13 protein-coding genes are annotated in these 13,855 nt (G+C 73.5%); 9 read left to right on the top strand and 4 right to left on the bottom strand.

The features are described 5' to 3' along the window. Positions 1-6 precede the first annotated feature (6 nt). Complete coding sequence (locus AC1UE4_RS14330; protein ID WP_482917906.1) at positions 7-1,668, top strand: NAD(P)/FAD-dependent oxidoreductase; 1,662 nt, start codon at positions 7-9, stop codon at positions 1,666-1,668. After that, on the top strand, positions 1,665-3,134 hold the full coding sequence (locus AC1UE4_RS14325) for an ATP-binding protein (RefSeq protein WP_482917905.1): 1,470 nt from the start codon (positions 1,665-1,667) through the stop codon (positions 3,132-3,134). Before AC1UE4_RS14330 ends, AC1UE4_RS14325 begins: the two co-directional genes overlap by 4 nt. On the opposite strand, the gene AC1UE4_RS14320 is transcribed toward AC1UE4_RS14325, so the two are convergent. Continuing rightward, entirely contained in the window at positions 3,097-4,014 is a 918-nt protein-coding gene (locus tag AC1UE4_RS14320; RefSeq protein ID WP_482917904.1) for a hypothetical protein, read from the bottom strand. The genes AC1UE4_RS14325 and AC1UE4_RS14320 overlap by 38 nt on opposite strands. Positions 4,015-4,099: 85 nt before the next feature. Between AC1UE4_RS14320 and AC1UE4_RS14315 the strand changes: the two genes are divergently transcribed. Next, the gene (locus AC1UE4_RS14315; RefSeq protein WP_482917903.1) at positions 4,100-4,342 is read left to right on the top strand and encodes a hypothetical protein; all 243 of its coding nucleotides are present in this window, start codon (positions 4,100-4,102) and stop codon (positions 4,340-4,342) included. A gap of 9 nt (positions 4,343-4,351) precedes the next feature. Here AC1UE4_RS14315 and AC1UE4_RS14310 read toward each other — a convergent pair whose 3' ends face one another. From AC1UE4_RS14310 to AC1UE4_RS14300, 3 genes are all read right to left on the bottom strand, one after another. Then, positions 4,352-4,555: a hypothetical protein gene (locus AC1UE4_RS14310; protein WP_482917902.1), complete on the bottom strand. Its 204-nt coding sequence runs from the start codon at positions 4,553-4,555 to the stop codon at positions 4,352-4,354. Beyond that, complete coding sequence (locus AC1UE4_RS14305) at positions 4,552-6,894, bottom strand: sensor domain-containing protein (RefSeq protein ID WP_482917901.1); 2,343 nt, start codon at positions 6,892-6,894, stop codon at positions 4,552-4,554. The genes AC1UE4_RS14310 and AC1UE4_RS14305 overlap by 4 nt, the downstream gene beginning before the upstream one ends. Positions 6,895-7,015: 121 nt before the next feature. After that, positions 7,016-8,107, bottom strand: coding sequence for a UDP-N-acetylmuramate dehydrogenase (locus tag AC1UE4_RS14300; RefSeq protein ID WP_482917900.1), 1,092 nt, complete (start codon positions 8,105-8,107; stop codon positions 7,016-7,018). A 71-nt stretch (positions 8,108-8,178) separates the two neighbouring features. Between AC1UE4_RS14300 and AC1UE4_RS14295 the strand changes: the two genes are divergently transcribed. The 6 genes from AC1UE4_RS14295 (at position 8,179) to AC1UE4_RS14270 (ending at position 13,803) form a co-directional block, all read left to right on the top strand. Then, complete coding sequence (locus tag AC1UE4_RS14295; protein WP_482917899.1) at positions 8,179-9,615, top strand: phytoene desaturase family protein; 1,437 nt, start codon at positions 8,179-8,181, stop codon at positions 9,613-9,615. A gap of 114 nt (positions 9,616-9,729) precedes the next feature. Next, the gene (locus AC1UE4_RS14290) at positions 9,730-10,614 is read left to right on the top strand and encodes a peptidoglycan-binding protein (protein ID WP_482917898.1); all 885 of its coding nucleotides are present in this window, start codon (positions 9,730-9,732) and stop codon (positions 10,612-10,614) included. Between the two features lie 14 nt (positions 10,615-10,628). Further along, complete coding sequence (locus AC1UE4_RS14285; protein ID WP_482917897.1) at positions 10,629-11,612, top strand: NADPH:quinone oxidoreductase family protein; 984 nt, start codon at positions 10,629-10,631, stop codon at positions 11,610-11,612. 140 nt (positions 11,613-11,752) lie between these two features. Continuing rightward, positions 11,753-13,141, top strand: coding sequence for an FAD-binding oxidoreductase (locus AC1UE4_RS14280; RefSeq protein ID WP_482917896.1), 1,389 nt, complete (start codon positions 11,753-11,755; stop codon positions 13,139-13,141). Between the two features lie 93 nt (positions 13,142-13,234). Then, positions 13,235-13,498, top strand: coding sequence for a hypothetical protein (locus tag AC1UE4_RS14275; RefSeq protein ID WP_482917895.1), 264 nt, complete (start codon positions 13,235-13,237; stop codon positions 13,496-13,498). Between the two features lie 29 nt (positions 13,499-13,527). After that, the gene (locus AC1UE4_RS14270; protein WP_482917894.1) at positions 13,528-13,803 is read left to right on the top strand and encodes a YciI family protein; all 276 of its coding nucleotides are present in this window, start codon (positions 13,528-13,530) and stop codon (positions 13,801-13,803) included. The last annotated feature ends 52 nt before the right edge of the window (positions 13,804-13,855 follow it).

Here is a 13,855-nt window from a genome sequence, read left to right as displayed (position 1 = left end):
GGTCTTGTGGCCAAGCCCGTGCTCCTCACCGTCGACGACGACCCGGCGGTCGCCCGGGCCATCGAGCGCGATCTGCGGCGCCGCTACGGCGAGCGCTATCGCGTCGTGCGCGCCGAGTCGGGCGAGGAGGGCCTCGACGTCCTGCGCCGCCTCAAGCTGCGCGACGACCGCGTCGCGCTGATCCTCGCCGACCAGCGGATGCCGCGGATGAACGGCGTGGAGTTCCTCACCGAGGCGATCACGCTCTACCCCGACACGCGCCGCGCGCTGCTGACCGCGTACGCCGACACCGAGGCGGCGATCCGGGCGATCAACGACGTCGACCTCGACTTCTACCTGCGCAAGCCGTGGGAGCCGCCGGACGACAACCTCTACCCGGTCGTCGACGACCTGCTCGACCGCTGGGCGCAGATCACGCCGAAGGAGGGCGAGGACGTCCGCATCATCGCGCCGAGCGTCGACGCCGCCTCCCACGCGCTGCGCGACCTGCTCGCGCGCAACTCGGTGCCGTACAAGTGGCTCGACGCCGACTCCGACCCGGAGGCGAAGCGGCTGCTCGACTCGGCCGCGCTGGAGCGGCCGAAGATGCCGGTCGCCGTGCTGCGCGACGGCTCGGTGCTCGAGGCGCCGCAGCCGGTCGAGCTGGCGTCGAAGCTGGGGCTGCCCACGCGCGCCGAGCACGAGGTCTACGACCTGGTCATCGTCGGCGCCGGCCCCGCGGGCCTGGCGGCCGGCGTGTACGGCGGGTCGGAGGGGCTGCGCACGCTGCTCGTCGAGCGCGAGGCGCCGGGCGGGCAGGCGGGGCAGAGCTCGCTCATCGAGAACTACCTCGGCTTCCCGAACGGGCTGAGCGGCCGGGAGCTCGCCAACCGCGCGTTCATGCAGGCGCGCCGCTTCCACACCGAGGTGCTCACCGTCCAGGCGGCCACGACGCTCGAGCCCGCCGGCTCCGCCCACGCGATCCGGCTGAGCGACCACGGCGAGATCCGCGCGCACGCGGTGCTCATCGCGACCGGCGTCAGCTACCGCCGGCTCAGCGCGGCGGGCGTCGAGGAGCTGACGGGCGCCGGCATCTACTACGGCGCGCCGGGCGCGGCGGACGGGACGCTCGAGGGCGGGCAGGTGATCGTCGTCGGCGCGGCGAACTCCGCCGGCCAGGCGGTGATGGACCTCGCGACGAAGCGCGGCGCGGAGAAGGTGCTGCTGCTCTGCCGGGGCGGCTCGCTCGAGAAGGCGATGTCGCAGTACCTGGTCGACCGCATCCGCGAGCAGCCGAACGTGGAGGTGCTCATGCACACCGAGGTGGCCGAGGCGCGCGGCGACGGGCGCCTGCAGCAGGTCGTCCTCAACACGCCCGACGGCGAGCGCGTGGTCGACGCGGGCGCGATGTTCGTCTTCATCGGCGCGCGGCCCGAGACCGACTGGCTCGACGCCCGAGTCGAGCGCGACGACCGCGGCTTCATCCTCTCCGGCCCGGACCTGCTCGCCGAGGGCCGGCGCCCGCGCGGCTGGCCGCTCGACCGCGACCCGTTCCTGCTCGAGACCAGCGCGCCCGGCGTGTTCGTCGCCGGCGACGTGCGGCACGGGTCGATGAAGCGCGTCGCCTCGTCGGTCGGCGAGGGCGCCATGGCCGTCCGCTTCGTCCACGAGCACCTCGCGGGCCGATGACGGTCGAGGAACGCATCGCCGACCTGCGGCGGATCGCGCTCATCGAGCCGCTGGGCGACGACCGCGTTCGGTGGCTCGCCGAGAAGGTCACCGAGCGGGTCGCCGAGCCCGGCGACGTCATCTTCGAGCAGGGCCAGGAGGCCGACGAGTTCTTCTTCCTGCTCGACGGCCGCGTCGAGAGCACCGGCGTCGGCGACGACGGCGAGCAGTACAGCGTCGTCGACCACAAGCCGTGGTCGTTCGCGGGCGGCATCCCGCTGCTCGCCGGCATGCCCTACCCGGGCACGACCCGCGCGGTCGAGCGCGTCCGGCTGCTCGTGCTGAGCGCGGAGTGCTTCTTCGACCTCGTCCGCGAGGAGCCGCACGTCCGCAAGACGGTCCTGCAGACCTTCCGCCCGGTGTTCGAGCGCTTCGGCCGCATCCAGGGCCAGCGCGAGAAGCTCGCCGCGCTCGGCTCGCTCTCCGCGGGCCTCGCGCATGAGCTGAACAACCCCGCCGCGGCCGCAAGCCGCGCGGCGGAGGAGCTCGCCGCGACGCTGCGCTCGGTGCAGGCGGGCGTCGGCGTGCTCGCCGACCGCGGCGTGACGCCGGAGAAGCTGCGCAAGCTCGCGGCGAAGGCCAAGCATGCGCGCGACGTCGCCGCCGAGGCCGAGGAGCCGGACGCGCTCGAGCGCTCCGACCTCGAGGACGCGCTGGCCGACGCGCTCGCGAGCAGCGGCGTCGACGACCCGTGGGACATCGCGCCGGACCTCGTCGAGATCGGCATCGACGTCGACTGCGCGGCCGCGGTCGTCGAGGCGGTGGGCGCCGACGCCGCGCCCGACGCGCTCGCCTGGGTCGCGGCGGGCGCCCGCGCGGAGTCGCTCGCACGGCAGCTGGCCGAGGCGACCGAGCGCATCACGACGCTCGTGCGCGCGGTCAAGGAGTACACGTACATGGACCAGGCGCCGACGCAGGACGTCGACGTCCACAAGAGCATCAAGACGACGCTCACCGTCCTCGGCCACAAGTTCAAGAAGGGCGACGTGCGGCTGGTCAAGGAGCTGTCGCCCGACCTGCCGCTCATCCACGCCTACGGGTCGGAGCTCAACCAGGTGTGGACGAACCTGCTCGACAACGCGGTCGACGCGATCGGCGGCGACGGCACGATCACGATCCGCACGTGCCGCGACGGCGCCGACCACGTGCTCGTCGAGATCCTCGATGACGGGCCCGGCATCCCCGAGGACGTGCAGTCGCGGATCTTCGAGCCGTTCTTCACCACCAAGGACGTCGGCAGCGGCACGGGCCTCGGGCTCGACGTCGTCTACCGCATCGTGCAGCAGCACCGCGGGACGATCTCCGTCCGCTCGCGGCCGGGCGAGACGCGCTTCAGCGTCCGCCTGCCGGTGCAGGCGGACGCCGGGCGCGGGAACGGCAACGGCGCGGTCAGCGCTGGAAGTACTTCGAGCGCAGCTGCGACTTGACGACGCGGTAGCCGGGGCGGGTCGTGCCGTCCAGGCGGATGAGCCCCGAGTCGAACCGCGCGGCGCAGCCGGCCGCGGTCCAGTTGTAGATGTAGACGCGGCTGACGATGCGCCGGTAGTGCTTCGTGATCCGGAACAGGTACTTCAGCCGGTTCGCGGCGCGCCGCTCGGAGCACTTGAACGCGCTCGAGAACCGCACGACGCCGCCGGTCTCGGTGAACCAGAACTTCGTCCGCTTCACGTAGCGGCGGGCGGTGCGGAAGATCTCCCGCGTGCCGCGCGTGCGCTTGCGGTTGACGTCGGAGTAGTTGTGGATGCCGACGATGCGCGCGTAACGGCGGTACTTGCCGAGGGCGCGGTAGAAGCGCTTCATGTACCGCCCGACGCCGCGCTGGTCGAGCACGTCGAGCGCCACGATCGAGCAGCCCCTGCCGCACGCCCTGCGGACGATCTTGAACTCCTGCGCGGCGCGCTTGGGGCTCTTCCACGTCGCCTGCGAGTCGTGGTTGGCCTCGTTGCGGGCGCCGAACTCGCGCACGCCGAGGCGCTTGAACGTCTTGACGAGCTTCGTGACGTCGCGGCGGTAGCGCTTCAGCGACGGCAGCTTCGCCTTGCGGCGGCGCAGGTCGTCGCTGGAGATGTGCAGCAGGACGCGCTTGCGGTTCGCGCGCGCGGCGGCGACGTAGTCCTTGGCGACCTGGAGGTCGTACGGCCTGCGGACCGCGTCCCAGCGGATGAAGTAGCGGACGCGCTTGATCTTCAGCGCCTGGAACGCCGGATGAGCGAACATCGACGCGTGCTGGTCGCCGATGCCGATGGTGACCCGGGCCTGCGCCGGCGAGGCCGCGCAGACGGCGACGATCAGCGTCACGAGGGCCACGAGCGTGGTCTTCAGACTGCTTCGTTGCATCGAACCGGAACACGGCGGGTCGGCCGGAAGTTGCGCTCCACGCGATGATGTCCGCGTGGACCACCAACTCGAGCTGACCCTGGGGCCGTCGTACGTCGTCGAGGTCGAGGACCAGCTGAGCGCACGGCTCAGCCGGCGCGAGGGCGGCGCGTACGCGTCGCCGCCGCAGTCGCTGGACGACGCGCGGCGGCTCGCCGCGCTGCTGCTCGACCGAGAGGACGCACCGGACGGCGACGGCCCGTGGCGGCGCCCGCTCGCCGGCGGGCACCGCGTGGTGCGGCTCGTGAAGGTCGACTAGCGCCGGGCGCTACGGCGCGTTCGGCGCGGGGTCCTCGTTGTCGCGCTCCTTCGGCGGGGGAGTGCCCTCGCCCTCGAAGTCGACGTCGGTGTCGAGGTCGTACGCGTCCTCGTTGATGTACGCGGGATCGTCCGGCGGGTTGGCGGCCTGCGCGTCGCCGAGCGACGCCTCGCCGTGGCCGACGCGATCGGCGCCGTCGCGGTGGTGGGTCATGTCCCGTCGCCTACCCCGCCGGTGACCGACGGGAACGCCGCGGTGAGCTCGCCGGGCGGTACCGGGCGGCCGAGCAGGAAGCCCTGCGCCGTACGGCAGCCGAGCGCCGTGAGGATCTCGAGCTGCCCCTCGGTCTCGACGCCCTCGGGGATGACGCCGAGCTCGAGCGCGGCCGACATGCCCACGATCGCCTCGACGATCGCGCGGTCGTCCTCGCGCTCCTCGAGGCCGGCGACGAACGAGCGGTCGATCTTCAGGCGGTCGAGCGGGAAGCGCTTGAGGTAGCTCAACGACGAGTAGCCGGTGCCGAAGTCGTCGAGCACAAGCCGGACGCCGAGCTCCTTCAGCGCGCCGAGGGTCGCGCTCATCGCGTCGCTCTCCTGCATGAGCAGGCGCTCGGTGATCTCGAGCCCGAGCCGCCCCGGCTCGAGGCCGCTGTCGGCGAGAGCGAGCCGGACGACGTCGACGACGTCGCGCTGCATGAGCTGGCGGGCGGAGAGGTTCACCGTCAGGTCGATGTCGTTCCAGCGCGCGGCGTGCCGGCACGCGGCGCGCAGCACCCACGTGCCGAGCGGGACGATGAGCCCGGTGTCCTCGGCGACCGGGATGAACTCGCCGGGGAGGACCATGCCCTGCGTCGGGTGCTCCCACCGCACGAGCGCCTCGGCTCCCACGACGCGCCGCCCGGGCAGCGAGAAGATCGGCTGGAAGTGGACGCGCAGCTCCTCGGCCGCGAGCGCGCGGCGCAGGTCGCCCTCGATGCGCAGGCGCCGGACGATCCGCTCGCGCATCTGGGGGTCGAACAGCTCGTAGCGGCCGCGGCCGGCCTCCTTGGCGCGCGACATCGCGGCGTCGGCGTCGCGCAGGACGTGCTCGGCCAGGTCGCCCGCCCCGGCGACGACGACGCCGATGCTGGCGGTGACGAAGAAGCTCTGGTCGCGCGCGACGAACGGCCGCGCGAAGGCGGCGGCGATCCGCTCGGCCAGCCGCTGCGCGTGGGCCTCGTCGTGGATGTCGTCGCAGACGATCGCGAAGCCGTCGCCGCCGAAGCGCGCGACGGTGTCGCCGGGGCGCAGGACCCCGCGCAGCCGCGGGCCGACCTGCGCGAGCAGCTCGTCGCCGGCGGCGTGGCCGAGCGAGTCGTTGACGACCCTGAACCCGTCGAGGTCGAGCAGGAAGACGCCCACGCGGCCGCGCTCGCGCTCACGCCGGCGCTCGAGCGCCTGCGTGAGGCGGTCGACGAGCAACGCCCGGTTCGGCAGCCCGGTCGTGCGGTCGTGCATCGCCTGGTGCACGGCCGCGTCCTCGGCGGCGGTGCGCCGGACGGCGTCGCCGACGATGTGGGCGACCGCCTGGAGGAAGTCGAGGTCGTGCTTGTCGAAGACGCGCTCGCGATCGGCCCAGACGGCGAGCTCGCCCCAGGGGTCCTCGCGGTCGCCGACCACGAACTCGACGCACCCGCGTGCCGCCTCGGCGTCCGCGCTCGGGAGGAACGCGCACCGGGCCACGCCGAGGACCACGTCGACGAGCGTGCACGCGTCGTCCATGAGGCGGCGCAGGTCCGGCTCCTCGAGCGCGCGCTCGCCGAGGCGGGCCAGGGCGCTCGTCTGCGCCAGCCGGCGGCGCAGCTCGTCGCGCGTGGTCTCGAGCCGCTGCTCGTGCTCCTTGCGCTCGGTGATGTCGCGCGAGGCGACGCGCAGCTCGGTGCGCCCGCCGGTGCCCTCGATGGCCGTGACGACGCTCTCGATCCACACGTACGCGCCCGACGCGTTGCGCATGCGGAACGTCGCGACGACCGTCTCGGCCTCGCCGGCCGCCAGCGTCCCCAGCACCTCGGCGATCCGCTCCGCGTCCTCCGGCTCGACGAAGTCGAACGCCGTCTTGCCGACGACCTCGCCGGGCGTGTAGCCCATCTGCGTCTCGACGGACGGCGAGATCCACAGGTACGTGCCCTCGAGGTCGTGCAGCGAGACGATGTCGGTCGTGCTCTCGGAGATGAGCCGGAAGTGGGCTTCGGCCTCCGCGATCGCCGTGGTGAGCTGAACGCGCTCGGTGACGTCATGGGTGAGCGCGATGCCGGCGACGATCGCTCCGTGCGCGTCGCGCAGCGGGCCGGCGATGATCCCGTACTCGCGGCCGGAGATGACGCTCCCGTAGTCGAACGAGCGCTGCTCGCCGGTCAGGACCGCCTGGTAGTGCGGGACGAGGACCTCGGCGGCCGCGGCGGGCACGATGTCCTGCAGGCGACGGCCGCGCACGTTGGCCGTGCCCAGGCCGGCGTCCGCGAGCCCCGTGCCCTCGGCGACGCGCATGCGCAGCTCGCGGTCGAAGACGACCACGCCGACGCCCGGCAGCTGACCCAGCAGCGCCCGGACGAGCTCATCGGCGTCCTCATCGACGGGATCGGCGAGGATCGAGATCAGGTCGCGGAACGGAATCTCGGACGCGTTGTACCCGTTTTCAGCGGGACGTGCTGCGAGCGTCAGCGTCCAGTGATCGCTCCCACTGCTGACCGACGAGCACGGGCTCGGGAACGAGCGCCACGCCGAAGCGCTGCTCGACCCCGTCCGCGATCTCCCACGCGAGCGCGAGCAGCTGCGCCGAGGTCCCCGCGCCGCGGTTCGTGAGCGCGAGCGTGTGCTTCGAGGAGATCGCGACCGTGGCGGGGTCGCCGTGGCCCTTCGTGAAGCCCGCGCGCTCGATGAGCCAGGCGGCCGACGTCTTGAGCCGGCCGTCGGCCTCCGCCCAGCGCGGCGGGCGGGCGCCGTCGCCGAGCTCCTCGGCGACGCGCTCCTCCAGCCGGGCGAACGCGCCGGCGTCGAGGATCGGGTTCGTGAAGAACGAGCCGGCCGAGACGGAGTCCGGGTCGGCGGGGTCGACGACCATGCCCTTGCCGCGGCGCAGCTGCAGGACCGCCTCGCGGACGTCGGCCAGGGGCGCGGTGTGGCCCCGCTCGACGCCGAGTGCCCGTGCCAGCTCGGCGTACTCGATCGGCCGCGAGCGGTCGTCGTGGTGCAGGGCGAAGGTGACCTCGAGGACGACCCACCGGCCGGGCTCGCGCTTGAACGCGCTCGAGCGGTAGGCGAACCCGCAGTCCTGCGGCGCGAGGGTGGTCGTCTCGCCCGTGGCGCGGTCGTGGACGCGCACGGCCGTGATCGTCTGGCTGACCTCCTGGCCGTAGGCGCCGACGTTCTGGATCGGCGTCGCGCCGACCGAGCCGGGGATGCCCGAGAGGCACTCGACGCCCGCGAGCCCGTCGGCGACGCAGCGCGCGACGAACGGGTCCCACGGCTCGCCGGCCTGCACGGTCAGCAGCGCGCGGTCGCCGTCGTCGCTGCGCACGACGCCGCGCGTCGCGACGTGGACGACGGTGCCCGGGAACCCCTCGTCGGCGACGACGACGTTGCTGCCGCCCGCGAGCACGAGCACGGGCTCGCCGGTCGCGTCCGCATCGCGCACAGCGGCGACGACCTCGTCTGCGGTCGTCGCGGAGACGAACCGCCCGGCCGGGCCGCCCAGGCGCAGCGTCGTGAGCTCCGAGAGGAGGGGCACCAGAAGAGCGTAGGACCGCGCGCCCGCGCCGCAGCGAGGAGCGTCTTCGCTCCGCGCCCTACGCTCGGGCCATGCCGGACGTCGTCATCGCCGGCGGCGGCCACAACGGGCTCGTCGCGGCCGCCTACCTCGCGCGGGCGGGGCGCAGCGTGCTCGTCCTCGAGCGGCGCTCGGTGCTCGGCGGCGCGGCGGTGAGCGAGCGGCCGTTCGCGGGCCACGACGCGCGCCTCTCGCGGTACGCGTACCTCGTCAGCCTCCTGCCGCCGCGGATCGCGTCCGACCTCGGCATCGACGTCCGGCTCGCGCGGCGGCGGGTGTCGGCGTACGCGCCGCCCGACCTGCTCGTCGGCAACGGGACGGCGCCGTCGGCGGCGTGGCAGGCGTTCTACGCGATGACCGGCGCGATGGCCGCCGGGCTCTTCCCGTCGCTGCTCGAGCCGCTGCCCGCGGCGGGCGAGGCGCGGGCGCTCATGGGCGAGGAGGCGTGGCGCGACCTCGTCGAGCGGCCGCTGGGGGAGACGCTGCGCGAGCGGTTCGCCGACCCGCTCGAGCGCGGCGTCGTCGCGACGGACGGGCTCATCGGGACGTTCGCGTCGCTCGACGATCCCGGGCTCGCGCAGAACCGCTGCTTCCTCTACCACCTCGTCGGCGGCCCGTGGGACGTGCCGGTCGGCGGCATGGGCACGGTCAGCGGCGCGCTCGAAGCGGCCGCGCGCGCGGCGGGAGCGCAGCTGCTCACCGGCGCCGAGGTCGTCCACGTCGACGGCGGCACGGTCACCTACCGCCACGACGGCGCGGAGCACGCCGTCACCGCCGACCACGTCGTCGCGAACGTCGCGCCGGCGGCGCTCGCGCGGCTGCGCGGCCGGCCGGCGCCGGCGACCGCACCGGGCAGCCAGACGAAGGTCAACCTCCTGCTCACGCGGCTGCCGCGGCTGCGGTCCGGAGTCGCCTCGGAGGACGCGTTCGCCGGGACGTTCCGGCTGAACGAGACGTGGGACGAGCTCGAGGCGGCGTACGCGGCGGCCGCCCGCGGCGAGCTGCCCGGCCCCGCCCCGGCGGAGCTCTACTGCCACTCGCTCACCGATCCCTCGATCGTCCCGCCGGGGCTGCACACGCTGACGCTCTTCGGCCTTCACACGCCGCCCGCGCTCTTCGCCGCCGACCACGACGGCACGAAGCGCACGCTCGCCGAGCGCTACCTCGACCAGCTCGACGCCCACCTCGCCGAGCCGATCCGCGACTGCATCGCGCTCGATGCGCACGGCGCGCCCTGCGTCGAGGTGAAGTCCCCGCTGGACCTCGAGCGCGAGCTCGGCCTCCCGGAGGGCAACATCTTCCACGGCGACCTCGCGTGGCCCTGGGCGGAGACGCCGGAGGACGCCGGACGCTGGGGCGTCGAGACCGACGACGAGCGGATCCTCGTCTGCGGGGCCGGAGCCCGTCGCGGCGGAGGCGTCTCCGGCATCGGCGGCCACAACGCCGCCATGGCGCTCCTCGCACGCTGACCTCGTCGCACGAGAGCGTGCAGTTCCTGCTCCTGCAAGGGATCTTGCGGACACTTGCGAGGTCGTGGGTAGCTTGCCGCCGCTCCGGGCTTCCGTCCGCCCGGTTGTGCGCCCATGCCCCGATCCCTTCGCGTCATCGCCGTTCTCGTTGCGCTGCTCGTGCCCGCGTCGTCCGCTCACGCCGAGCGGCCGGTCAAGCGCCACGACCACGGCGCGGCGGTCAAGAAGCTGCAGCGGCTGCTCGGGATCCGCGCCGACGGCGCGTTCGGGAAGGGCACGGCGCGGGCGCTCAAGCGCTTCCAGCGCAAGCACAGCCTCACTGCCGACGGCGTTGCCGGCCCTGCGACGTGGCGGATGCTCAAGAAGGTCCACCGGATCCACCGCGGCGGCAGCGGCCGTGCCCGCGTGCGGACGCGGGGCGCCAGCGTACGGCTCGCGCAGCGGCATCTCGGCGTCACCGCCGACGGCGTCTTCGGGCCCGGCACGCAGCGCGCCGTCAAGCGGTTCCAGCGCGCGCACGGACTGACCGCCGACGGCATCGTCGGCCCGGCGACGTGGCGCGCGCTCGGCATCCGCGGCCGCCACCCGGTGCTCAAGCGCGCGCGGCTGCGCAGCAGCAGCCGCGGCGGCCGCAGCGGCCTGCCGATCCGCGTGCGGCGAGCGATCCGCGCCGCGAACCGCATCGCTCGCGCGCCGTACAAGTGGGGCGGCGGCCACGGCTCGTTCAACGACACCGGCTACGACTGCTCGGGCACCGTCTCGTACGTCCTGCACGCGATGGGGATGCTCCGCGTCCCGCGCGACTCGTCGGGCCTGATGAGCTACGGCGCGCCCGGCCCCGGCCGGTACATCACGATCTACGCGAACCCGAGCCACACCTGGATCCGCATCCTCAACCGGCGCTTCGACACGTCGGCGAAGCGCATCGCGGGCTCGCGCTGGACGTCGGACCTGCGCCCCACCGCGGGCTACACGGTCCGCCACCCGCCCGGCCTGTAGGCTGCGGCGCCCTCATGCGCGCCGTCCAGATCGTCGAGCTCGAAGGCCCCGACAGCGTCAAGGTCGTCGACGACGCCCCCGAGCCGGAGGCGTCGCACATGATGACCCCCGGCAGCGGCGTCGTGATCGACGTCGAGGCGGCCGGGGTGTCGTTCCCGGAGGTCCTGCAGACGCGCGGCCAGTACCAGATGAAGCCGCCGCTGCCGTTCGTCCCCGGCAGCGAGGTGGCGGGCACCGTCCGCGAGGCGAGCGATGACTCGGGCTTCTCGCCGGGCGACCGCGTCATGGGCTTCTGCTTCCTCGGCGGGTTCGCCGAGCGCGCGGTCGCGCCGGAGCACTTCACGTTCAGGCTCTCGGACAAGCTCGACGCCGCGCAGGGCGCCGGGCTGATCCTCAACTACCACACGGCGTACTTCTCGCTCGTCACGCGCGGGCGCGTGCGCGAGGGCGAGACGGTGCTGGTCCACGGCGCCGCGGGCGGCGTGGGCACGGCGACGATCCAGGTCGCGAAGGGGCTCGGCGCGCGCACGATCGGCGTCGTGTCGAGCGACGAGAAGGAGCGCGTCGCGCGCGAGGCGGGCGCCGACGAGGTCGTGCGCTCGGACGGGCCGTGGAAGGACCAGGCGAAGGAGTGGTCGGGCGGCGGCGTCGACGTCGTCATCGACCCCGTCGGCGGCGACCGGTTCACCGACAGCCTCCGCTCGCTCGCCGAGGACGGCCGCGCGGTCGTGGTCGGCTTCACCGCCGGCTCGATCCCCGAGGTCAAGGTCAACCGGCTGCTCCTCAACAACGTCTCGGTGGTCGGCGCCGGCTGGGGCGCCTACGTGATGTCGAAGCCCGAGGTCACGCGCGAGATCGGCGCGGCGCTCGATCCGATGATCGAGCAGGGCATCGTCAACCCGATCGTCGGGGCGCGGTTCCCGCTCGAGCAGACGGCCGACGCGCTGAAGCTGCTCGACGGTCGCGGCGCGCTCGGCAAGATCGTCCTCGAGCCTTAGCCGGGGCCCCGAGCAACCCCGGCGGCGGGACCGCTCGCGAACGCTAGGGAACCCCCCGATGCCGATGCATGGGCAGGAGCGCAGCATGCACGTCACTCCACGACGCAGCCGCTTCCCTCCACCTCAAAGGACCCCCACCCATGCTCATCCACGACCAGCTGCTCGCCGACGTCAGCGCGCTCGACGCCCGGATCACCGGCTCGGCCATCGGCCCCGCCGACGCGCGCTACGACGAGGCCCGTGCAGCGTGGAACCTCGCGATCGACCAGCGCCCCGCCGCGGTCGCGATCGTGCGCTCGAGCGCCGACGTGGTCGCCGTCGTCGACTTCGCCCGCGAGCACGGCCTCAAGGTGGCCGCGCAGGGCACCGGCCACAACGCCGCCGCTCTTGCCGCGCTCGACGGGACGATCCTCGTCAAGACGCACGAGATGCGCGACGTCCACGTCGACGCGTACGCCCGCCGCGTCCGCGTCGAGGCCGGCGCCATCTGGCTCGACGTCACGACGAAGACCGCTCCGCACGGGCTCGTCCCCGCGCTCGGCTCGTCGCCGGACGTCGGCGTCGTGGGCTTCACGCTCGGCGGCGGGTTCTGCTGGGTCGGCCGCAAGCACGGCCTCGCCTCGAACACGGTCACGGCCGTCGAGATCGTCCTCGCCGACGGCAGCGAGGTCCGCGCGACCGCCGACAACGAGCCCGATCTCTTCTGGGCCGTCCGCGGCGGCGGCGGCAACTTCGGCGTCGTCACGGCGCTGGAGATGGAGCTCTTCGCGGAGCCCGACATCTTCGGCGCGTCGATGCTCTTCCCGATCGAGCGCGGCGCCGAGGTCATGCACGTCTGGCGGACCTACGTCGACACGCTGACGGAGGACACGACGAGCTACGCGCGGTTCCTCAACCTGCCTCCGATCCCCGACATCCCCGAGCCGCTGCGCGGCCGCTCGTTCATCAACATCGAGGTCGTGCACCTCGGCGACGAGGCCGCCGGCAAGGCCGCCTCGGAGGCGATCCGCGCGCTCGGGCCGGAGATGGAGCTCGGCGGGATGATGGACGCCGAGGCGCTCAACCACTTCCACATGGATCCGGAGAACCCGGTGCCCGGGGTCGCCGGCGCGCACATGCTCATCGACGAGCTGACCCCGGAGGCGGTCGACACGTTCGTCGCCGTCGGCGGCCACCAGTCGCGCTCGCCGCTGCTCATGCTCGAGCTGCGCCACCTCGGCGGAGCGCTCGCCCGTGAGCCGCAGAACGCGGGCGCGCTGCCCAAGCTCAACGGCAAGTTCGCCTCGTTCGCCGTCGGCATGGCGATGGACGTCGAGAGCGCCATCGCGGTCGAGTCGCACCTCGAGAAGGTCACCCTCGCCCTCGCTCCCTGGGACAACGGCGCCCGCTACCTGAACTTCGTCGAGCACCCCTCCGACACCCGCCCGATGTTCGAGTCGACGCGCTACAAGCGCCTGCGCGACATCCGCGCGTCCGTCGACCCGGACGAGCTCTTCCAGGCCAACCACCAGATCCGCGCCGCCCGCTAGAGGTGCCGTCGAAGGCCGTCCTCCCGGGGGCGGCCTTCGGCGTTCTGCGGGGAAGTAGGGGGATGACTGGGGACAGGTAGGGGGTCTTCCCCGATGCCAGGGCTCGTCCGCGGCGGCAAGATCATCGTCATGAGCCACCCCGCCCTCCCCACCATGAGCGCCCTTGACGTCAAGGCCCGCCTCGAGGGCCTCTACGAGGAGCGCGCCCTGGCGTCCCTGTGCGAGCTCGCCGCCGAGCGCGCGTACATGGCCGACCTCGAGGCCGACATCCTCGCGACGACCGACGCCTACATCGGCGCCGCCGTCACCGAGCTCGCCACGCTGCGCGGCGAGCTGGGCGCCCGCCTGCAGGGCTGATCCGCGGACGCTCGTCTAGCGTCCGCTGGATGAGCACCCCCGAGCGCCTGCACGCGCTGTTCTACGACTACGTCGACGGCATCCTCGAGAAGCGTGCCCCGCATCGCGAGGCGCACCTGGCCGCCATCGCCGGCGGCAAGGACGCGGACGCCATCGTGCTGGCCGGCGCGCTCGGCGATCCACCCCACGGCGCGCTCATCGTCTTCCGCGACGCGGAGGAGGCGCAGCGCTTCGCGGAGGCCGATCCGTACGTCCTCGCGCAGCTCGTCACCGGGTGGCGCGTCGAGCCCTGGACGGTGGTCTAGGGTGGCCTCGTCGGCGACGAGGAGAGCCTGATGGAGACGTACGAGTTCGTCG

It is taken from the genome of Parviterribacter kavangonensis, from assembly GCF_056863335.1.
This window is presented reverse-complemented; position numbering and strand designations above follow the sequence as displayed.